The following is a 19,106-nucleotide window of genomic DNA, read 5'->3' as shown; positions in this document are numbered from 1 at the left end:
GTTATTAAAGCCCCGATCATTTTTCCCCAAATCCTACGCATACGGCAACGGCTTCAGACGGGTTGACACGAGTCCTTTTCGAACTCCTGACGCCCCGAAGAGTGAGGACCGCCCCCGGTTACAAAAAACCATGGCGTTCACACCTTACGCAGTGTCAGGCAGTGTCCACCCCCGTTCTGATTACCGTTTCCGCAAAACCTAAGTCATTGGTTTTGTGAAATTTTGGCAACAGACTCTCGTTTGGTGCAAGGCTCTGCCCGGCACCACCGTTTCATCCGTATTGGGATGGAAAGGCGAGATGACTTCACCTTAGCTTTCCCGGCGGTCAGGTCAACGAGGATATTTGCTGACCAGCGCTGATATTTCTGTTGACTCTGATAACGTCTTCCCCGGTAAGGAGAAATTTACAAAGGGTTAAGAACCTGTCATTTTGACGCACCGGTTAAAAAACCTGCGCGCGCAGAGACGCCCTTCACCACGTTGCGGTAAAGATATCAAGTCGCTGAAATATAAAGAAAAACCAAAGTGCGGACGGTCGAGGGGATCGTCCGGACGCATCACAGTCCCTCAGACAGCAAACATCAGCGCACGGAGCAGATCGCTCAGCGCCTGATGTCTGTTGTCTTCAGGAAAAGGAAGTTAGGCGGCCAGCTTCTTGAGAGCGGCGGCCAGGCGCGACACCTTGCGCGCGCCAGTATTCTTGTGCACCACGCCCTTGGACACGGCGCGCATCAGTTCAGATTGCGCTTCGATGAAGGCGGTCTTGGCAACGGCGGCGTCGCCAGCGGCCAGAGCTTCTTCGAACTTGCGCACGTAGGTACGGACGCGCGAGCGGCGCGCCTTGTTGACTTCGGTACGGCGGGCGATCTTGCGGATCGCTTTCTTGGCGCCGGGATTGTTTGCCATTCATCACCTCAGGGGACGATAAGTTAAGGGAGCCGCGGCGCCAGCCTTCTAAAGGGGGCCGCGACACGAATTTCAAGGGGGCGGGATATAACTGAAGGGCGCAGACAGGTCAACGCTTTCGGGGCAAGAATCATCCACAGAACGACTCTTTTTTCTCCATATCCGATCCCCTTAACTTTTCTGGCACGCCGGACAGTAAAAAGTCGAGCGTCCAGAATGGGTTTTACGGGCAATGGTGCCTGCGCAACCCGGTCGCAAACAGGCTTCGTCCTCGCGGTCATAGACGCGGAAACGGTGCTGAAAATAACCAAGCTCCCCTGAGGCAGACGCAAAATCGCTGATCGACGAGCCGCCGGCGGCGACCGCTTCTTCGAGCACCTCACGTACGGCGAGGGTCAGCTCGGCGGCCTTAGCGTGGCTCAGCTGGTCACCCGGCAGATCCGGCGACAAGCCAGCCCGCCACAGGGCTTCGCAGACGTAGATATTGCCAAGCCCCGATATCAGCGTCTGATCCATCAGCAGGCTTTTAAGCGGCGGGCGGCGCGGATGGAACAGGGCATAAAGGGCATCGGCGCTCAGCGCGTCTGACAGGGGTTCAAGACCCAGCCCCTTATACCAGCCCTGCGCATAGAGTTCGTCCGGGCGCAGCAACAGCATGAAGCCGAAGCGGCGCGGGTCGTAGAAGTCGATGAGACGGGTGACGCCGTCTTTGCTGGCCAGCACCTGAACGTGGAGGTGCTTGGGGTCGGGGCGCAGGGCGTGGTAATAGTTACCGTCAAGGGGAAGGCTCTGGCCGTCGATGTCGCTGACCTGAAAGCGACCGGTCATGCCAAGATGGGTTACCCAAACCTCTTGCGTGTCGAGGTAGAAAAGCAGGTATTTGGCCCGTCGCTCCAGTCGCAGGATTTCTGCCTCTTCGAGGCGCGCAGCAAAGCCTTCTGGGAAGGCATAGCGCAGATTGGGCCGGTGCAGACGTACACCGCTCAGGCGCGCATGTTCCAGCGCTGGCAACAGGCCCCGACGGACGGTTTCGACTTCAGGCAGTTCGGGCATTGGGGCGCTCAGGGTAATGGGGCGGAGCGTCTATATAGGGTGGGCTTTGAACTGCGAAAAGTCCGAACGTCGCGCGAGTGCGTCATGAAAGGCCCCGCCCCATCCGTTTCTTTTTCGTGCAGAGGGGTTCGCGCCTGGGGTGGTGAAAACCTGAACGCAGCTAGGCGGCGCAGATGAGCGATCGCCGTTCGCGCAGACGCGGGTCTTCGCTGAGGTCGGCATGCCATAGGGCCGGGTTGAGCGCGATCGGATCCTCAATCGCGAAGGCCTGCCAGGCGAGGTCCGGACGAGGGCGGTCGGAAGCGGCGATCACGGCGCGTAGTTCGGCCGCCGAGGTGACGCCGACGATCACCGAAGATACACCCTTCAGGTTGAGGGCATAGCTGAGGGCGGCGTGCAGTGGGTCAGTGGCGGTTTCCAGCAGATGTCGACGGATACGCGATAATTGCGGACCGAGCGGCTGTAGATTGGCCGGCAGGGCTTCGCGCGGCGTGAATAGCAGACCTTGCAGAAAGACGGAGCGGACCTGTACCTCAATCCCCATGCCTGACAGGGTTTCAAGTGCACCTTCGCGCACCAGTCGCTGATCGAGAATCGAGGTCGGCACCTGAATGAGGTCCGGTTTGAAGCGCTTGGCCAGCGCTACGGGCGAGTCTTCATAACGGGCGGAAATGCCGATCCGCGAGAAAAGGCCGTCGGCTTTAAGCTTTTCCATGCGTGCCCACAGGGCATCGCCCTGTGGCCCCATCAGGTCGGAGGCATCATCGATCATGCCGACGCCAACACGGGCAAGCCCCATATGCTCAACCGAGCGCTTCAGACGGGATTCAACCCAGTCGAGACCTCTCTCGGCGCGAACGGTACGAATTTGTGGCTTGAACGGCGAAGGGAAGGGCCAGCAGCGGCCGAGTATGCGTTCGACGTCTCCTTCATAGGGTGCTACGTCGATCGCCTTCAGACCGCATTGCGCCGCATAGGACAGGATTTGGCGCACCTCGTCTTCGGACACGCGGCCGCGCAGGTTCGAGATGCCGTAGTCGCATCCGAATTGCGCCGATCCGAGGCCCAGAGCCGCTTTCATTGATCCTTACCCAAACCTTAATGATTCCAACAAGCTATCGCCTGTATCACTGGGATTCTGCGGTCAAAGGTTAAACAACCTCTGAACGCCGAGAGGGATTTACGATAAATTTGCAGGAAAAATGGGTCTTCCATAGCTGAAAAGAAGGTCGCCCAGACAAAAGGGTTAACGGTATGGAAAAACCGTTAACCCTTGCCTCATTTACCAATTGCAGTGTCGGCTGATGGGCCGTTTATGGATTACGCTTCTGGGCGTCTTCGAATACCTCGTCTAGCGACTGAGGCGTTTCTGATTTAGCGGGTTGCGCCGGCTCGATCGTTACTGTCGGAGCTTCCGCGCTCGCGGCCGTGCCGAGCAGATCGTCAACGGCAGAGGTCGCGCCATCATCGAGGGCTCCGGGGCCGGCGGGGATGGTCGAGACCTTAATACGTGTCAGAGCGCGCGACATGTATTCGCGCCAGATCGCAGCGGGGGTCCCGCCCCCTGTGACCTTGGCCATCTGCGAATTGTTATCGCGACCGACCCACACAGCGGTGGTGAACCCACCTGTATAGCCGACAAACCACGCGTCCCGGTAATCAGAGGTGGTTCCGGTCTTGCCCGCAATATCGAACTGTGAAAGGCGCACACCTGAACCCGTGCCTGACCGTACGACTTCGCGCATCATCGTATTCATATAGCCGAGCGCAGGATTGTTGATCACCAGAACGCGGCTATCACCGGCATTATGCTGATAAAGCACCTTACCTTTGGTCGTGCGAATGCGCACAATGCCATAGGGAGCCACCTTATACCCGCCATTTGAGAAGGGTGCATAGGCCCGGGCCATTTCAAGCGGGGTCACGTCAGCAGTGCCAAGCGCCATAGCTGGATCGGTATTGATCTTGGAGGTGATCCCCAGGCGATGCGCGGTGGAGGCAACATTTGACCGCCCAACCTGATCGGCCACGCGGGCCGCCACCGTGTTGATCGACTGCGCCAGCGCCGTGGTCAGGGTGATATCGCCCAGATACTTGTTGGTGTAGTTGGCAGGGGTCCAGCCATCGATGGTGATCGGTTCATCCACCACAGGCGTGTCGGGGCGGAACTGACCGCTTTCCATGGCGGTGAGATAAACGAACGGCTTGAAGGCTGAGCCTGCCTGACGCTTCGCGTCAATGGCCCGATTGAACTGGCTGTCGGAATAGGACACGCCACCGATAAGAGCGCGCACGCGGCCCTCGCCGTCGATTGACACCAAAGCGGCCTGCTCGACCTTTTTCTTCGCATCGCGTTCCATCATCGCCTTGACGGCGCGTTCAGCGTCAGTCTGGATCGGCAGGTCCAGAGTGGTTTCGACGATGACGTCGTCCTTGATCTGGCTGAGGTCGATCATTTCGCCCAGCTCCGACTGCAGCCAGTCGACAAAATACTGCGCGTGTTCCGTCGCCAGTGTGCGCGAGACTTTAATGCCGGTCTTGAAGACCTCGTCACGCTGTTCGGGGGTGATAACCTTTGCCTCGACCATTTCGTTCAGAACGATCTCAGTGCGCCTGACAGCCCGGTCTTTGTCCGAAAGGGGAGAGTAGCGTGACGGGCCCTTCATCATGCCGGCTAGCATGGCGGCTTCACCGATGGTGAGATCCTTGGCGGGCTTGTTGAAATAGCGCTGGGCGGCCGCTTCGATGCCGGTTGCACCGCCGCCAAACCATACACGGTTCAGGTAGAGCGCCAGAATTTGCTTTTTAGAGAACTTCATCTCCAGCCAGACCGAAAGGATCAGTTCCTGGATCTTACGCTTTACGTTCTGATCGTTGGAGAGGAAGAGATTACGTGCCAGCTGTTGCGTAATAGTCGAACCCCCGGCGAGATTGGCACCTTCCTTCCGCGTGGCGTTACGGATCAAAGCGCGACCCACGCCGATCGGGTCGAAGCCGAAATGGTGATAGAAGCGCCGGTCTTCGATGGCGATAAAGGCTGCCGGCACGTAAGGCGGCAATTCGTCGATGTCGACCGGCGGGGCAAACTGCGAGCCTCTTACGGCGACAAGCGCGCCGGAGCGATCCAGATAGGTGATCGAAGGGGCGCGGTCGGTCTTATACAACGACGAGGTGTCGGGCAGATCGAGCGCGAATATGGCAACAAAGCCGACGGTGAATATCACCGCCCAGACGGTCAGGACCGTCAACCAATACAGGATAGCCTTCACGGGCGGACGCTTCATATTAAAGGCGAGAGCCATACATTATCCCCACGACACCGCCCTGCCAAACCGGGTGAGCGGCCTTTCGCTTCTGCTTCATGCAAAGATTTCGTTAAGGATATATCAAAGCCCGCCGCGCGCGTCCCTTATATTTACGCACAGCGCCTCAGATTTCTCCCTGCCGCGGTGGCCGCGGCACACGTCATCCTCTCATGGTCGTCCCCATCTCAAAGATGAGAGGCAAATCCGGCAAAATTAAGGGCGACAAAAAATCGCTGATGGCCCTTGTATCCTCTGGCCCGAAGCAGCTTATAGGAAGGGGCGAATATTCAGTCGAACGGACATAGCCGATGCTTCTCGATCACCCTCATGACCCAGTGCCTGAGGCCGGATACGGCCTTTCAGGCCCCGGTCTTGAGCGGGTGCGCCAGGCGCGGGAGACACTGAAAAAAGTCTTCCAATACGATGACTTCCGAGGTCAGCAGGCACGTGTAATCGCAGCGATTCTCAATGGTGAGGATGTCCTCGCCATTCTGCCGACAGGCGGTGGTAAAAGCCTCTGCTATCAGATTCCGGCCCTCATGCGACCGGGCTTCGGGCTCGTCATTTCGCCACTCATTGCACTGATGGCCGATCAGGTGCAGGCTTTGATCAAAAAGGGTGTGCGTGCTGAACGCCTCGACTCCAGTTTATCGATGGAGGCGCGCTATCAGCTTTGGGACCGTGCGCAGAACGGTGAAATCGATCTTCTTTATCTCTCTCCCGAAGCTCTGACTCAGGGGTTCGTCCTCGACAAGCTCTCGCGTCTGCCGATCAATCTGGTTGCAATTGATGAAGCGCACTGCGTGTCGCAATGGGGGCATGACTTCCGCCCTGAATACCGGGCCCTTGGCAAGCTGAAAGCCCTGTTCGGCAAGGTGCCCACGCTGGCCCTTACCGCGACCGCTGATCCGCACACGCGGGCCGATATCAAGAAGGCGCTGCATATTGAGGATGCGGCCGAGGTCATTGACAGCTTCGACCGGCCTAACCTCAGTCTGCGCCTGATGCGCCGTACCGGCAGCGCCCAGAAGATGATCCTCGACATATTGCGCCGGCAAAAGAACGCCTCCGGCATCATCTATGCCGGATCGCGCGACGGCGCTGAAAAGCTGGCGGGGCAGCTGTCGGCCGAAGGTTTCAAGGCCGACGCCTATCATGCGGGGTTGCCAGCCAAGGTGCGCGACGATCGGCTGCACGATTTTCTGGCGGATCGTACAAAGGTCATGGTGGCGACCATTGCTTTCGGTATGGGGATCAACAAGCCCGATGTGCGCTTTGTGATCCATGCCGACCCGCCGTCCTCCCTGGAGGCCTACTGGCAGGAGGTGGGCCGCGCCGGCCGTGATGGCCGACCGGCCTCCGGCATTTGTCTTTATAGCTCTACGGATCTTGGCTGGTCCCTGAGACGGCTCGCGATGCGGGAAAAGGAAACCGGTACAGATTTGTCTGTACAAAAGAAGAAGGCGCTGGACTTCTTTCGCTTTGTCCATAGTCCGGATTGCCGGAGAAAAGGCGTGCGCCGATATTTCGGTGAAGCCGCCGGCGAAAATTGCGGGACGTGCGACCGTTGCCTGTCGCGTGCGCCGGTCGTAGATGCCACAGAAGCGGCGCAGATGCTGATGTCAGCGCTTTATCGCTTTAACAGCCCGCGCGGGCGCAAAAAACTGATCGAGCATGTGCTCGGACAGAACGCGCAGGATTACGGGTCGCGCCTTTCCACCTTTGGTTGCGCAAAGGGGCAGTACAAGGCTGATTTCCTTACCGATGTACTTGATCTGTGTGAGGCTGAGGGTCTGATCGTAGAGGAATTATATGATGGTAAGATGCCCATTGTTGCGCTGGATCGCGAACGTCTGACTGACCTGATCCGTGGGGAATTGCATCTTGAGTTGAAGGCGTAGGCCGTAGTTTTTGCCGGTTGAGGTCCTTGCCGTTTTGAGAAATCGATAAAGTTCGGAGGATCTGACTTCACTTGGCGGACCCAATGCGTCTTACTCTTTTTCAGCACGGCTCTGATGACACAACTTGACCCGCAGGCGAGGTAGGGTCATTACCGCCGCTACTTCCCGCTTTTTTGTGTGTGTCATGTCCGCTCCCGAAGCCGCGCCGCCTGCGTTGAAAAATCCCTTCCTCGTGATCTTTACGCTGGGCGCGCTCTCGACCATCAGCCCCTTTGCCATTGACATGTATCTGCCTGCCTTTGGTCAGATCGCAGCGGATTTTCACACGAGCAGCGCCGCCGTTGGTTTGTCGTTGTCGACCTACTTTGCTGGGATGGCGGTGGGGCCACTGATCTATGGCCCCTTACTTGATCGCTATGGCCGTAAACCACCCCTTTATGCCGGCTTAGCTCTGTTCGTCCTGACCTCGGTCGGTTGCGTGTTGGCGCCCAACATTGATGTGCTGATCTGGCTGCGGTTGTTTCAGGCGTTGGGTGGCTGCGCCGCATCAGTGGCGGCCATGTCGCTGGTGCGCGATCTGTTTCCACCCAGGGATACCGCCAAAATCATTTCCCTGATCATCCTGACCATTGGCGTATCGCCACTTTTGGCCCCGACTTTTGGTGGGCTGATCACCACCTGGTTAGACTGGCATTGGGTGTTTGCGTTTCTGGCAACGATAGTCGGCCTGATCCTCATTCTCGTGCTGACCGTGCTACCCGATGGCAAGCCCGCTGACGCTTCCGTCTCCCTGAAGCCCCTGCCAATCCTCACGACCTATCTCAGCATCTACCGCAACCCTACCTTTGTCACTTACCTCTTTGCCGGAGGATTTTCGTTCGGCTGCCTCTTTATCTATGTCTCGGCCTCGCCGGTCATCTTCATGGATATTTTCCATATCAAGCCGGAGATCTATGGGTTGATTTTCGCCGGGCTTAGCGTGGGTTTTATCGGGTCGAGCCAGGTCAACGTGTTCGTTAACCGGCGCTACACTTCCAAACAGATTCTGCGCGTCGCCCTCAGTGCCCAGTGCGTGTTCGTGCTTATTTTTTTGCTGGCGTCTGCGAACGGCTGGCTGAACGTCTGGGGCACAGTGGGTATGCTGTTCCTCATCCTGTCCTGCCTCGGCTTTATCGGTCCCAACTCGTCGGCGACTGCCATAGGAAGCCTGACGCGTGACATCGGTTCCGGGTCAGCCTTGATGAGCTTTACTCAGATAGGGCTGGCGACCGTGGTTTCGGCGGTGGTGTCGGGTCTTAATGCCGAAACCCTGACGCCGATCGTCAGCGTGATGGCCGTCAGTGCGGTGGTTGGGCGTGTGGTCCTGTTTGCAGGCGAGCGGTGGGGAGGTGCGCGGCAATGAGCGAAGGCGCGGCCGGACGGTACACCTTATGGGCTATATCCGGCGTCATCGGCGGCATGTTGTCGTTTCAATTGGGTGCGGGTCTCGCCAAGTCGCTCTTCAGCAGTATCGGGCCCCTGGGGGCAACGGCCCTGCGACAGACCCTGGCAGCCATCTTCCTGATGGCGCTGTTTCGCCCATGGCGCAATCCGCCTGCACGTTCGGCCTGGAAGGCACTGATCCTGTTCGGCCTTAATCTGGGGCTGATGAACCTCTGCTTCTACCTGTCTTTTCAGCGCATTCCGCTCGGGATTGCGGTGGCCATTGAGTTTATGGGTCCGCTCGGCGTCGCCGTATGGAATTCGCGCCGGGCACTCGACTTTCTCTGGGTGGCCTGCGCCGCCGTGGGCTTATGGTTACTTCTGCCCCATGCGGGGGGCAGAGCGCTTGATCCGATAGGCGTGGCACTGGCCGTAGCGGCGGGGGTCGGGTGGGCCTTATACATCCTCCTTGGAAAGAGGGTCGCAAGGCACGTTCCCGAAGGTCAGGCCGTCAGCTTAGGCGTCGGGATATCCTGTCTCGTCACCTTGCCTTTGGCACTCATCACCATAGGTGCGCCGCTATTTAAACCGCAGGTACTGCAGACGGGCCTGATGGTGGCGCTGTTATCCAGTGCAGTGCCCTACACGCTCGAAATGTTCGCGCTGAAACGCATTCCGGCGCGCACATTCAGCATTCTGATGAGTCTGGAGCCCGCTCTGGCGGCCCTATCAGGCCTCATCCTGCTGCGCGAGGCCTTAAACCCGCAGCAATGGCTTGCTATTGCCCTGGTCGTACTGGCCTCAGGAGGTTCAGCCCTCACCGCGCGGAAGGCTCAGATGGCCCCCCAGTAGGGATCAGAGGTTGTCGCCCAGGAAATCGATGGTGCGCTCCCACGCAAGGTCCGCCGCGGCCTCGTCATAGACCTCCGGGCGGGTCTTGTTAAAGAAGGCATGGTCGGCATCGTAACTGTAAAGCTCCGGATGACGGCCGGCCCCGCGCATGTCGCTTTCGATCTTGGCCACCACTTCCGGCGTAACCCAGTCGTCCTTTTTGCCGAAATGGCCCTGAAACGGGATAGCGATATCGCCAGGCTTTGCGAACTCACGTGGCGGGATGCCATAGAAGCAGACGGCGGCCGAAAATCCGCTCAGACGCGCCGCCGACGCGATGGTCAGGGCGCCGCCCATGCAAAAACCCATCACCGCCACCTTGTCGTTGATGGCCTTAAGATATGTCAGAGCCGCCGCGATATCCTCATGTACGGCGCCCGGGAAGTCGAGGCCAGTCATCAGGTGGCTCGCCTCGTCGGCGTCTTTTGTCACTCGGCCATGATAGAGGTCCGGGGCGAGTGCATTAAAGCCTTCGGCATCGAAGCGATCGACAATTGCCTTGATATGATCATTGAGGCCCCACCATTCCTGCAGTACGATCACACTGGGACGTGCCGGATCGACTTCCGAACGGTAGGCTGACAGCGCGCCTCCATCGGGACGGGTGAGTTCGATCATCTGGCCCATGTGGTAATCCTCGGATATGTTTTTGCTTTTTGGCGGTGCGGTAGGGCTAACATAAATTCATTCGGGCCAGCCTGTAAAGCCGTCTGCGCCGCCCTATATGCTCTGGGTGCAGGTTTTATATTGCGACGCAACCGTTTGTTCGCGCCTTTCAGAGATCGGGAGATGGGATATGCAGTTCAGACAACTGGGACGTTCGGGTCTGAAAGTTCCGGTGCTCAGCTTCGGCACGGGCACCTTTGGGGGTAAGGGCGACATGTTCTCCAAATGGGGGACGACTGATGTGGCCGAGGCGCGCAACCTGATCGATCTGTGCCTGGACCACGGTGTTAATTTCTTCGATACAGCCGATGTCTATTCGCGCGGCGCGTCCGAGGAAATTCTCGGCGAAGCCCTCAAGGGACGCCGCAACGACGTTCTGATCTCGACCAAGGCCACCTTCACCATGGGCGATGGCCCCAATGACAAAGGCTCCTCGCGCTATCATCTTCTGCGCGCGGTAGAGGCCAGTCTGCGGCGCCTCGGTACAGACCATATCGACGTCTATTTCATGCATGGTTTTGATGCGTTGACGCCCGTCGAAGAGGTCCTTTCAACCCTCGATACGCTCGTGACGTCCGGCAAGGTGCGCTATATTGGGGCGTCGAACTTTTCCGGCTGGCACCTGATGAAGTCACTGGCGGCATCTGACCGGCTGGGGCTTAGCCGCTACGTCGCTTACCAGGGTTATTATTCGCTGATTGGCCGCGAATACGAATGGGAACTTCTGCCGCTGACCCTGGATCAGGGCGTAGGCACAATGGTGTGGTCACCCCTCGGCTGGGGGCGGCTGACAGGCAAGATCCGTCGCGATCAGCCTGCCATTGAGGGCCGTATTGCCAAGGGCGGTGATGCCGGCGGACCGCCGGTCGATAACGAGCATCTCTACAGCGTCGTCGAGGCGCTTAGCGAAATTGCGCGAGAGGTGGACAAGACGATCCCGCAGGTGGCCCTCAACTGGCTGCTTCAGCGACCTGGTGTTGCCAACATCGTTATCGGTGCCCGCAACGCCGATCAGCTTAAGGCCAATCTGGGGGCCATCGGATGGGACCTCACGGCCGATCAGGTGGCGCGTTTGGATGGGGTAAGCCGCCGTCAACCCATCTATCCCTACTGGCATCAGATGGGCTTCGACCGTAACCCCAAGCCAACGCGGTGGTAGGATTGATCACATCACCGTTAGTCCTGCTGATTGGATTGTCACTCCTGCCGCCCTCTACCGTACAGGAAAGCGAGATCGTTGTGCGTGGGCGGCTCAAGCCGTTTCGTGGGGATACGGCTTTTGCCACCCTCACCGTAGCCAGGCCTGCCATTGAAGCGGCCAGCAGCCTTGATGAAGCCCTAAAGGCGCAGGCGCAGGCCTCTTTGTTTCGCCGGCAGTCAAGCCTAAGCGCCAATCCAACCATCCAGGGCATGTCGCTGCGCGCGATCGCGCCATCCGGGGCTGGGCGGGCCCTCGTGACGCTTGACGGTGTGCCGCAAAACGATCCGTTTGGCGGCTGGGTCATCTGGGCGAGCGTCCCGGTGGACGCGATAGACCGGGCGCGCGTGGTGCGCGGCGCGGGTGGTGGAGCCTATGGTGCCGGAGCATTAACCGGCGTTGTCGATCTCGACCTTTCTCCGACACAAGCCGGGGTCTCGGGCGGTCTCGATTGGGGTGACAGCGGAACCTGGGGCGCGCAGGTTAATGCAGGTCTGGGCGGCGTTGGTCTGCACTATAGTCGCGCCCTTCGATATGGGGATGCCGCTGTTCGATCACCGCAACGCGGCGCCGCGGATGAAGGCGTCTTCGGCGACGACGAAGCCGCATTGGCGACATGGCGCACCGAGGTGCACAGGCACAATCTCACCCTCATGGCGGGCCGCTACGACAGCCGCCGTGATACCGGCTTGTCGGGGGCCACTGCGCGTGCCAGCGGTCATCAGTATGCCTTCAGCCTCACGCGTCCCACGGCAGACACCGGCGACGGCTACCGCCTTCAGCTCTGGTACCGCGACAGCGACCTCGCCAACCGTTCTGTCTCGGTCCTAAGCGGACGGGGTGGGACTACCCTTGCCAATGACCAGTTTGCTACGCCTGCCGAAGGTTATGGCCTGAACGCTGCCTGGCGCCATGAGAACGCGACGGGCGAATGGGAGGCGGGTATCGACGTCCGGCGTAGCGACGGCAGGGCGCGCGAGCGCCTTCGCTTTGTCAGCGGGATGGCCACGCGGTACCGCGAGGCGGGCGGCCGCACCGAGCTGGCCGGGATTTATGTGCAGGCAAGCCAGCGTCTGGACCAGGTGAGCCTCACCGCCGCCGTGCGCGCCGATCGCTGGACGGCGACCCGCGGTTTTCGCCGCGAAACCGAACTGAGTACAGGTGCCTCGGTTTTGGATCTGCGAACCTCCGATGCGGAAGCCACGGTCGTTTCCGCGCGTCTTGGTATAACGCGCCAAACGGGGCCGCAGCAATGGCGTGCAGCCGTCTATAATGGGTTTCGCCCGCCGTCTCTGAATGAGCTTTATCGCCCCTTTCGCGTCGGCAATGACTTAACAGAAGCCAATAGCGCGCTGAAACCGGAGAAGCTCAATGGTGTCGAAGTGGGCTGGCGCTATGCGGCAAACGGGATAAGCATCGATCTGGGCCTGTTCCATAACCGCCTGAAGGATCCAATCAGCAATATCACTATAGGCGTCGGGCCAGGCACATTCCCGACGGCGGGCTTTGTCCCGGCTGGAGGGATATTGCGTCAGCGTCAGAACGCCGGTGAGGTGCGCGCCACGGGACTGGAGTTGTCGGGCCGGTGGCAGGCCACTGAGCGTTTGATCCTGACCTTATCAGGTACGCTGACCGATGCCGCAATGAGCGGCGGCGACCCGGCCCTGACCGGAAATCGCCCGGCGCAGGCCCCGGCGTACCTGGTCTCCATGGGCGGGAATTACCAGCTGGGCCGGACGCGGCTCGGCGCCGACTGGCTGTTTATCGGTGAGTCTTTTGAGGATGATCTCAACCGTCAGCGGCTGTCTCCAGCCTCCCGACTGCACCTGACGGCAGAACGATCCGTAACGAAGACCCTCAGCTTGCGCCTCGGCGTTGATAACGCTCTGGATGCCGACATACCCGTCCAGCGCACCGCCGACGGGATAATCAGCTATGACAATCGCCGCGCAATGATGCTGTCTGTGCGCTATCGACCTTAGATCAGGAGATCCTGACTGACGGAAGAGCGCTTTAGCCAGGCTGCTGCATAGCCGCAGATGGGATGCACCTTTAGGCCGGTTGCGCGGGCATGGGCCGTAATGCCTTTCATCAGATCACCCGCCGCGCCCGTGCCACGCAGCTCGGGCGGTGCGAAGACGTAGTCGATATTTAGGACTTCGCCGTTCAGATGGTAGTCGGCATAGGCGGTGTGGCCATCGCGTGTAAGCTCAAAGCGGCTTTCGGTGGCATTGTCAGTGATCTGGCTCATAGCGCCTTCTCCTCATCGTCTCCTAAGACATGGGATCGTTGAGCCGTTAAACCAATACCCACCCAGGTCGAAAGACTGGTGCAAGGCGCGTCGTAAGCTCGCACCCAACTTTTGTGCGAAGGCCGACGTTGTATAAAGTGCTTCCGTAGAAGGCGCGCGGTCGGCCAAGCGCCCCGTCAAATCCGCCTGACCTTCTCAGATCGACACGCTTAGGTCCTATACCTTCTAAGGTTCGGGCCTTCTGAAGATGAAGTCGGCATAAGAAACACTTCAAGCGTCAAGATGTAACGCCGGTTTCGCTTTCATTCCTGGGCGTACGGTAGGGCTTCGAGTGCAGACGCGAAGATAGCAGCGTGCAGATTCCGACAAAGGCCGCCGCTGGCCATGGTCCAAAATGACTTCCAATCCAAAGGGAAGCACCACACATAACGGGTGGGACGATACTTAAGCGCAGCAGCATGATCCATTTGAAAGATGTCGAGAGCTCAGGGTCAATGACCCCTGAGGCAAATGAGATATAGGTCCATAATATCCCCCCAACGAAAGAAATCGCGGCCATCAGGCCCATGTAAATCCAGATGACTTCCATCGTCAGACGACCTGCACCTAAGAGCATGTTGGCCAAAGGAGTCAGGCCTATCAGGGCTAGGAATAAGAGATTTAACCACGAAGCGGTTTCGCTAAACTTTCGGACGTAACGAAACATAAAACGGTGCGACATCCAAAAGGCGCCAACAGCGGCGAAGCTGATCAGGTAGTAGATAATGCTCGCCCCGAGGTGGTGGATCAGGCCAGATGCGGTGCCATCCCAGTCGTGAGGGGGATGAAGCTCGATGACCAGAAGGGTAATGGCTATTGCGAACACGCCATCCGAAAAGAAAATAAGCCGCTCTAGATCATAGTCTTTCTCAGGTGTGTCGTGCCGCTTCATATGCCGCCCCCGCTTCTTCAGATCAATATGTGAACAAGGCAATCAAAGGGCGTCAAGAACAATGTTTTGGTAGGTGGGCAAGCATCCAGGTCTGTTCTGATGCCTAAGCGCGCAAAATGACCGGCAGGATGCGTTGAACGCTGAAGATCCCGGACCACGCTCGCCCAACGCATTTGCACGTTCGCGGAAGTTAAATCTTATCGATTGGGCGGGAACGGTTGGAAAAGGCGAATGCGTCAAAATCCGGTATCAGGACAGGATAATGATCTGTCTATGACGCGACCCGTACCCATCTCCGCCGAAAGTCTGAATGGCGCTCGGATAGCTCGCTTCTAAATCAGTCGGGAAAGTTGAGTGTTTGATAGCCAAAACGCCACAGCGACGCCCGGCTCGTCTTCCGGGCCTAGAATAACTAGCAAAGCTGGCAGAGCAAGAGACGTTGACCCTTCATCCCGTTCACTCTTTTCAAAGCGCAGACAACAGCGGCTTAAAAAGGAAGGGATGGTGGAGCTAAGCGGAGTCGAACCGCTGACCTCTTGAATGCCATTCAAGCGCTCTACCAACTGAGCTATAGCCCCATCTCATTTCGATGGTCTTGGCGGCGTCACCGCCACCGAGGTCGCGACTTCTAGGGCAAGGCATTTTGACATGCAAGCGCTTTTTCGAAGTTTTTTTGATTTTTTCACAGGCCCGTGAAGGGCGATGGAAAGGCGCAAAATAAAAGCCGCGAAGCACAGGCTTCGCGGCTTTTGACAGTCTCCCCTAAGGGTTAGATGTCGTCGTCATTTCCTTCGCCGGGCAATCCGTCGATGTCTTCGTCGAACGCATCGTCCTCATCGTCTTCAAGGAAGGGCACGTCGTCGGTATCGTCGTCGGCAAGGTCTGCGTCTTCGATATCCATGTCGACCGGATCGGGTGCAACGCGTGCAGGATCGGCCGGGTCAAGTTCATCGTCTTCATCAGCAAGGAGCGAGTCGTCGGCGACGACCTCATCGATTTCCGGCGTAACAATTTCCGGCTCTTCGTCCTCATCCTCTTCGCCAGGGGTCTTGCCCTTGACCTGATCTTCGGCCTCGTCGTCCATTTCATACTCATCCGGTGCAACCGGGCGGGCGCGGGTGCGACGGGTGCGCAGCGCCTCTTCAGGGTCGAACTCGAAAGCGCATTTCGGGCAGTGTGCCGGGCGTTTGCTCAGGTCGTAGAACTTCGCCGTGCAATTCGGACAAATCTGTTTGGTGCCAAGGGCGGGATCAGCCACGGAGCGTCCTCATAAAGTGAAAACTATAAAGCTTTGGCCTCCCTTGCCACCAGATCGCTCGGCTGTCAAAACCCCTTTTACACAAACACTGCGATTTTTTCGCCAGTCGGCTGCGATGCTAAGCGGCGACAGACGGTGATTGTGAAAGCGAATTTTCTCCAGATCCTCTTGGAGGACTAAGGGTCTTTTCTTCGGATTGGCGCAATCCAATACTTCCTTTTCCGCCACCAGGCATTAGAGTCCCAGGTCGACGACAATTAAGACGCGTTCACGGATCAGTTCATCGGCTCTGTCTGGGCCGTCCGCAAAAGCAGTGCTTTGCTGACCTGGTTTTAACCGCCGGACAGGTGAAATGAAAGATCAGGACCTTGGCTGTGATCCCCACGGCAAAACGTGGGGTCCTGTTCAAAATACCGCTCCTTCAGAGAGAAAGGGTTGCCAAGTTAGGCAGTGTTTTTCTAACCCTTTTTAAAACCGCAGTTTTTTGCGGCAATCATCTTGAAATAAAAGCGTCCGGCGTTAAGAGGGAGCTCATGACTTTACCGCTCATCATCGCCTTTGATGGACCTGCGGCCTCCGGGAAGGGGACGCTAGCCTCGGTCATCGCGCAGGATTATGCCCTTCCGATGCTCGATACTGGTCTGATCTATCGTGCAGTCGGCTACCAACGTGAAAAGCGAGGTCTGACCGTCGATAATGTGCCGGAATTGGTTGAAATTGCACGCACCCTCGATGCGACAGGTTTCGATAATCCAGAACTTCGCGGACGCGAGGCCGGCGAATGGGCTTCACAGGTGGCCGCTATCCCCCAAGTGCGTGAGGCCTTAAAACGTTTTCAGATCGATTTCGCCCATCAGTCCGCAGGGGCCGTTCTTGATGGGCGTGACATTGGTACGGTGATCGCACCCGATGCTACGGTCAAACTTTTCGTCACGGCCCGACCCGAGGTGCGTGCCCACCGCCGCTGGTTGCAACTGGTCAAAAGTGCGCCGGACCTGGCCTATGAAGACGTGCTGGCCGACATAAGGTTGCGCGATGAACGCGATTCGTCGCGGTCGTCAGCACCGCTGACAATGGCTGACGATGCCGTCTTGCTTGATACGACCGATTTAGGTATAGAGGCGGCCATCGAACATGCGCGACGCATCGTGAGAGACCGCCGCGGCTCTAAATAACGGAGCCAATCTCATCGGCGCGTCTTTTCAGGCAGGATCACGAACGGCGCTTTGCGGAACTCCCTCCGGCATGTGACATGTCCCCCCAAAAGCCGCTGTCCGTGTGGCCGAAGTCGTGCGCTTCGCCGTCCTGTCTGCTTACGCCGTCTTCGTCACGGCCATGCCTCAGCGCCAACCCAAACTGAGATTACATGAGCGATTACAATCCGTCGCGTGACGATTTTGCGGCCCTTCTTGACGAATCCCTGCATGGCCGCGACATGCTCGAAGGTCAGGTCGTACACGGTCTGGTCGTCGGCCTGGAAAAGGACTTCGTTATCGTCGACGTCGGTCTGAAGACCGAAGGCCGCGTTTCCCTGAAGGAATTCGGCTCTGACGCCGCCAACCTCAAGACCGGCGACACCGTCGAAGTCTATCTGGAACGCGTCGAAAACGCCATGGGTGAAGCGGTCATCAGCCGTGAAAAGGCCCGTCGCGAAGAAGCCTGGACCCGCCTCGAAGCGATCTTCAACCGTGGCGAGCCGGTCATGGGCACGATCGTCGGTCGCGTCAAAGGCGGCTTCACCGTTGACATGGACGGCGCTTCGGGCTTCCTGCCCGGTTCGCAAGTTGATATCCGTCCGGTGCGCGACATCGCTCCGCTGATGGGCAAGGAACAACCCTTCGCCATCCTGAAGATGGACCGTCCGCGCGGCAATATCGTAGTGTCGCGTCGCGCCATCCTCGAAGAAGCCCGTGCTGAACAGCGTACGGAACTGGTTGGTCAGCTGGCCGAAGGTGAAATCCGTGATGGCGTTGTCAAGAACATCACCGACTACGGTGCGTTCGTTGACCTCGGTGGCATCGACGGCCTGCTGCACGTTACGGACATGTCGTGGAAGCGCGTGTCGCATCCGTCGCAAGTTCTCAACGTTGGCGACAGCGTCCGCGTCCAGATCATCAAGATCAATCCGGACACGCAGCGTATTTCGCTGGGCATGAAGCAACTGCAATCCGATCCGTGGGATGGTGTCGAATCCAAGTACCCGGTCGGCGGCAAGTTCACCGGTCGTATCACCAACATCACGGACTACGGCGCGTTCGTCGAACTGGAGTCGGGCGTTGAAGGTCTGGTGCACGTGTCCGAAATGTCGTGGACCAAGAAGAACGTTCATCCGGGTAAGATCGTTTCGACCTCGCAGGAAGTCGAAGTGGTCGTACTGGAAGTCGACGCCAGCAAGCGCCGCGTGTCGCTGGGCCTTAAACAGGCTCAGAACAATCCGTGGGATGACTTCCTGTCCAAGCACCCGATCGGTTCGGTGATCGAAGGCGAAGTGAAGAACGCGACCGAGTTTGGTCTGTTCGTCGGCTTTGAAAACGACATTGACGGCATGGTCCACCTCTCCGACCTCGACTGGAACGTCGCTGGCGAAGAAGCCATCGCCAAGTACAAGAAGGGCGACGTCGTCAAGACCAAGGTTCTGGACGTTGACGTCGAAAAGGAACGCATCTCGCTGGGCATCAAGCAGCTCGGCGGCGATCCGATGTCGGGCGACACCTTCCGCAAGGGCCAGACCGTGACCGTCACCGTGACCGAAGTCACCTCGGGCGGTATCGAAGTCAAGTTCGGCGAAGAGGATGCTCCGGTTTCGGCGTTCATCCGTAAGTCGGACCTGTCGCGCGATCGCAACGAGCAACGCGTTGAGCGCTTCGCCGTTGGTGACCGCGTCGATGCCCAGATCACCAACGTCGATAAGGCCGCTCGCAAGGTGTCCGTCTCGATCAAGGCTCTGGAAATGGCGGACGAGAAGCAAGCCATTGAGCAGTACGGCTCGCAGGATTCCGGCGCTTCGCTGGGTGACATCCTTGGCGCCGCCCTGCGCGGTACGTCCAAAGAGTAAGGTTAAGGACCGTTAGGTTCTTATCCGCCCCTGCCTTTCGGTTTCGCAAGACCTGAAAGGCAGGGGCTTTTTTTGTGCGATGCGACATCTTTCATGAGACATTTCAGGGTTTCTGGACGGATATTCCGTATACCAGAGACGACTGAGACATTAATTTTTGAAACAAACCCTTGAAGGGGCTTTCGTTTTCGATCATGCTCGTCTGATGATGTGCTGGCAGGTGCCGGGCTGCGTTGCAACGTGGACAAAGAGCGAAAAACCACGGGGTC

At 58.3% G+C, this 19,106-nt stretch carries 15 protein-coding genes and 1 tRNA gene; 7 read left to right on the top strand and 9 right to left on the bottom strand.

Annotated features, from left to right (window positions below; translation table 11 throughout):
• Positions 1–639 precede the first annotated feature (639 nt).
• The 4 genes from rpsT to AACH73_RS11270 all read right to left on the bottom strand — a co-directional run bounded on the left by rpsT (position 640) and on the right by AACH73_RS11270 (position 5,261).
• A complete protein-coding gene (rpsT, locus tag AACH73_RS11285) occupies positions 640–906 on the bottom strand; it encodes a 30S ribosomal protein S20 (protein WP_013479861.1) in 267 nt (88 codons plus the stop codon).
• Between the two features lie 171 nt (positions 907–1,077).
• A complete protein-coding gene (gene mutM, locus AACH73_RS11280; RefSeq protein WP_338735013.1) occupies positions 1,078–1,959 on the bottom strand; it encodes a bifunctional DNA-formamidopyrimidine glycosylase/DNA-(apurinic or apyrimidinic site) lyase in 882 nt (293 codons plus the stop codon).
• Positions 1,960–2,119: 160 nt separating this feature from the next.
• The gene (locus AACH73_RS11275; protein WP_272739700.1) at positions 2,120–3,040 is read right to left on the bottom strand and encodes an aldo/keto reductase; all 921 of its coding nucleotides are present in this window, start codon (positions 3,038–3,040) and stop codon (positions 2,120–2,122) included.
• 232 nt (positions 3,041–3,272) lie between these two features.
• Positions 3,273–5,261 (bottom strand): penicillin-binding protein 1A, encoded by a 1,989-nt coding sequence (locus AACH73_RS11270; protein ID WP_272739699.1) that lies wholly within the window; start codon positions 5,259–5,261, stop codon positions 3,273–3,275.
• Positions 5,262–5,572: 311 nt separating this feature from the next.
• Here AACH73_RS11270 and AACH73_RS11265 point away from each other — a divergent pair, with 311 nt between their 5' ends.
• From AACH73_RS11265 to AACH73_RS11255, 3 genes are all read left to right on the top strand, one after another.
• Positions 5,573–7,165 carry a RecQ family ATP-dependent DNA helicase gene (locus AACH73_RS11265; protein WP_338735012.1) on the top strand — a complete coding sequence of 531 codons (1,593 nt, stop codon included), beginning with the start codon at positions 5,573–5,575 and terminating at the stop codon, positions 7,163–7,165.
• 184 nt (positions 7,166–7,349) lie between these two features.
• Entirely contained in the window at positions 7,350–8,567 is a 1,218-nt protein-coding gene (locus AACH73_RS11260; protein ID WP_272739697.1) for a multidrug effflux MFS transporter, read from the top strand.
• Positions 8,564–9,439 (top strand): DMT family transporter, encoded by an 876-nt coding sequence (locus tag AACH73_RS11255; RefSeq protein ID WP_272739696.1) that lies wholly within the window; start codon positions 8,564–8,566, stop codon positions 9,437–9,439. The genes AACH73_RS11260 and AACH73_RS11255 overlap by 4 nt, the downstream gene beginning before the upstream one ends.
• A gap of 3 nt (positions 9,440–9,442) precedes the next feature.
• Here the strand turns inward: AACH73_RS11255 and AACH73_RS11250 are convergent, their stop codons facing one another.
• A complete protein-coding gene (locus AACH73_RS11250) occupies positions 9,443–10,105 on the bottom strand; it encodes a dienelactone hydrolase family protein (RefSeq protein WP_272739695.1) in 663 nt (220 codons plus the stop codon).
• Between the two features lie 169 nt (positions 10,106–10,274).
• Here AACH73_RS11250 and AACH73_RS11245 point away from each other — a divergent pair, with 169 nt between their 5' ends.
• A complete protein-coding gene (locus AACH73_RS11245; protein WP_338735011.1) occupies positions 10,275–11,303 on the top strand; it encodes an aldo/keto reductase in 1,029 nt (342 codons plus the stop codon).
• A 2-nt stretch (positions 11,304–11,305) separates the two neighbouring features.
• Entirely contained in the window at positions 11,306–13,324 is a 2,019-nt protein-coding gene (locus AACH73_RS11240; protein ID WP_338735010.1) for a TonB-dependent receptor, read from the top strand.
• Here the strand turns inward: AACH73_RS11240 and AACH73_RS11235 are convergent.
• The 4 genes from AACH73_RS11235 to AACH73_RS11220 all read right to left on the bottom strand — a co-directional run bounded on the left by AACH73_RS11235 (position 13,321) and on the right by AACH73_RS11220 (position 15,782).
• Positions 13,321–13,593: a GNAT family N-acetyltransferase gene (locus AACH73_RS11235; RefSeq protein ID WP_338735009.1), complete on the bottom strand. Its 273-nt coding sequence runs from the start codon at positions 13,591–13,593 to the stop codon at positions 13,321–13,323. The genes AACH73_RS11240 and AACH73_RS11235 overlap by 4 nt on opposite strands.
• A 277-nt stretch (positions 13,594–13,870) precedes the next feature.
• Positions 13,871–14,524 (bottom strand): TMEM175 family protein, encoded by a 654-nt coding sequence (locus tag AACH73_RS11230; RefSeq protein ID WP_338735008.1) that lies wholly within the window; start codon positions 14,522–14,524, stop codon positions 13,871–13,873.
• Between the two features lie 502 nt (positions 14,525–15,026).
• A tRNA-Ala gene (locus tag AACH73_RS11225) sits at positions 15,027–15,102 on the bottom strand.
• Between the two features lie 191 nt (positions 15,103–15,293).
• Positions 15,294–15,782 carry a TIGR02300 family protein gene (locus tag AACH73_RS11220; RefSeq protein ID WP_338735007.1) on the bottom strand — a complete coding sequence of 163 codons (489 nt, stop codon included), beginning with the start codon at positions 15,780–15,782 and terminating at the stop codon, positions 15,294–15,296.
• 533 nt (positions 15,783–16,315) lie between these two features.
• On the opposite strand from AACH73_RS11220, the gene cmk reads away from it, so the two are divergent.
• Both cmk and rpsA read left to right on the top strand, forming a co-directional pair.
• Positions 16,316–16,957 (top strand): (d)CMP kinase, encoded by a 642-nt coding sequence (gene cmk, locus AACH73_RS11215; RefSeq protein ID WP_272740045.1) that lies wholly within the window; start codon positions 16,316–16,318, stop codon positions 16,955–16,957.
• Between the two features lie 191 nt (positions 16,958–17,148).
• Positions 17,149–18,837 (top strand): 30S ribosomal protein S1, encoded by a 1,689-nt coding sequence (rpsA, locus tag AACH73_RS11210; protein ID WP_272739688.1) that lies wholly within the window; start codon positions 17,149–17,151, stop codon positions 18,835–18,837.
• Positions 18,838–19,106 lie beyond the last annotated feature (269 nt).

Source organism: Asticcacaulis sp. DW145 (assembly GCF_037101385.1).
In the GTDB taxonomy this organism is placed as follows: Bacteria; Pseudomonadota; Alphaproteobacteria; order Caulobacterales; family Caulobacteraceae; genus Asticcacaulis; species Asticcacaulis currens.
Note: the sequence above shows the minus strand (reverse complement) of the source record. Positions and strands in the feature narration are given on the sequence as shown.

Excerpts from the sequence above, each read along its gene's own strand:
- rpsA (WP_272739688.1), top strand. The coding sequence starts at position 17,149 with ATGAGCGATTACAATCCGTCGCGTGACGATTTTGCGGCCCTTCTTGAC.
- AACH73_RS11270 (WP_272739699.1), bottom strand. The coding sequence starts at position 5,261 with ATGGCTCTCGCCTTTAATATGAAGCGTCCGCCCGTGAAGGCTATCCTG.
- AACH73_RS11255 (WP_272739696.1), top strand. The coding sequence starts at position 8,564 with ATGAGCGAAGGCGCGGCCGGACGGTACACCTTATGGGCTATATCCGGC.
- AACH73_RS11265 (WP_338735012.1), top strand. The coding sequence starts at position 5,573 with ATGCTTCTCGATCACCCTCATGACCCAGTGCCTGAGGCCGGATACGGC.
- mutM (WP_338735013.1), bottom strand. The coding sequence starts at position 1,959 with ATGCCCGAACTGCCTGAAGTCGAAACCGTCCGTCGGGGCCTGTTGCCA.
- AACH73_RS11230 (WP_338735008.1), bottom strand. The coding sequence starts at position 14,524 with ATGAAGCGGCACGACACACCTGAGAAAGACTATGATCTAGAGCGGCTT.
- AACH73_RS11260 (WP_272739697.1), top strand. The coding sequence starts at position 7,350 with ATGTCCGCTCCCGAAGCCGCGCCGCCTGCGTTGAAAAATCCCTTCCTC.
- rpsT (WP_013479861.1), bottom strand. The coding sequence starts at position 906 with ATGGCAAACAATCCCGGCGCCAAGAAAGCGATCCGCAAGATCGCCCGC.
- AACH73_RS11235 (WP_338735009.1), bottom strand. The coding sequence starts at position 13,593 with ATGAGCCAGATCACTGACAATGCCACCGAAAGCCGCTTTGAGCTTACA.
- AACH73_RS11250 (WP_272739695.1), bottom strand. The coding sequence starts at position 10,105 with ATGGGCCAGATGATCGAACTCACCCGTCCCGATGGAGGCGCGCTGTCA.
- AACH73_RS11275 (WP_272739700.1), bottom strand. The coding sequence starts at position 3,040 with ATGAAAGCGGCTCTGGGCCTCGGATCGGCGCAATTCGGATGCGACTAC.
- AACH73_RS11245 (WP_338735011.1), top strand. The coding sequence starts at position 10,275 with ATGCAGTTCAGACAACTGGGACGTTCGGGTCTGAAAGTTCCGGTGCTC.
- cmk (WP_272740045.1), top strand. The coding sequence starts at position 16,316 with ATGACTTTACCGCTCATCATCGCCTTTGATGGACCTGCGGCCTCCGGG.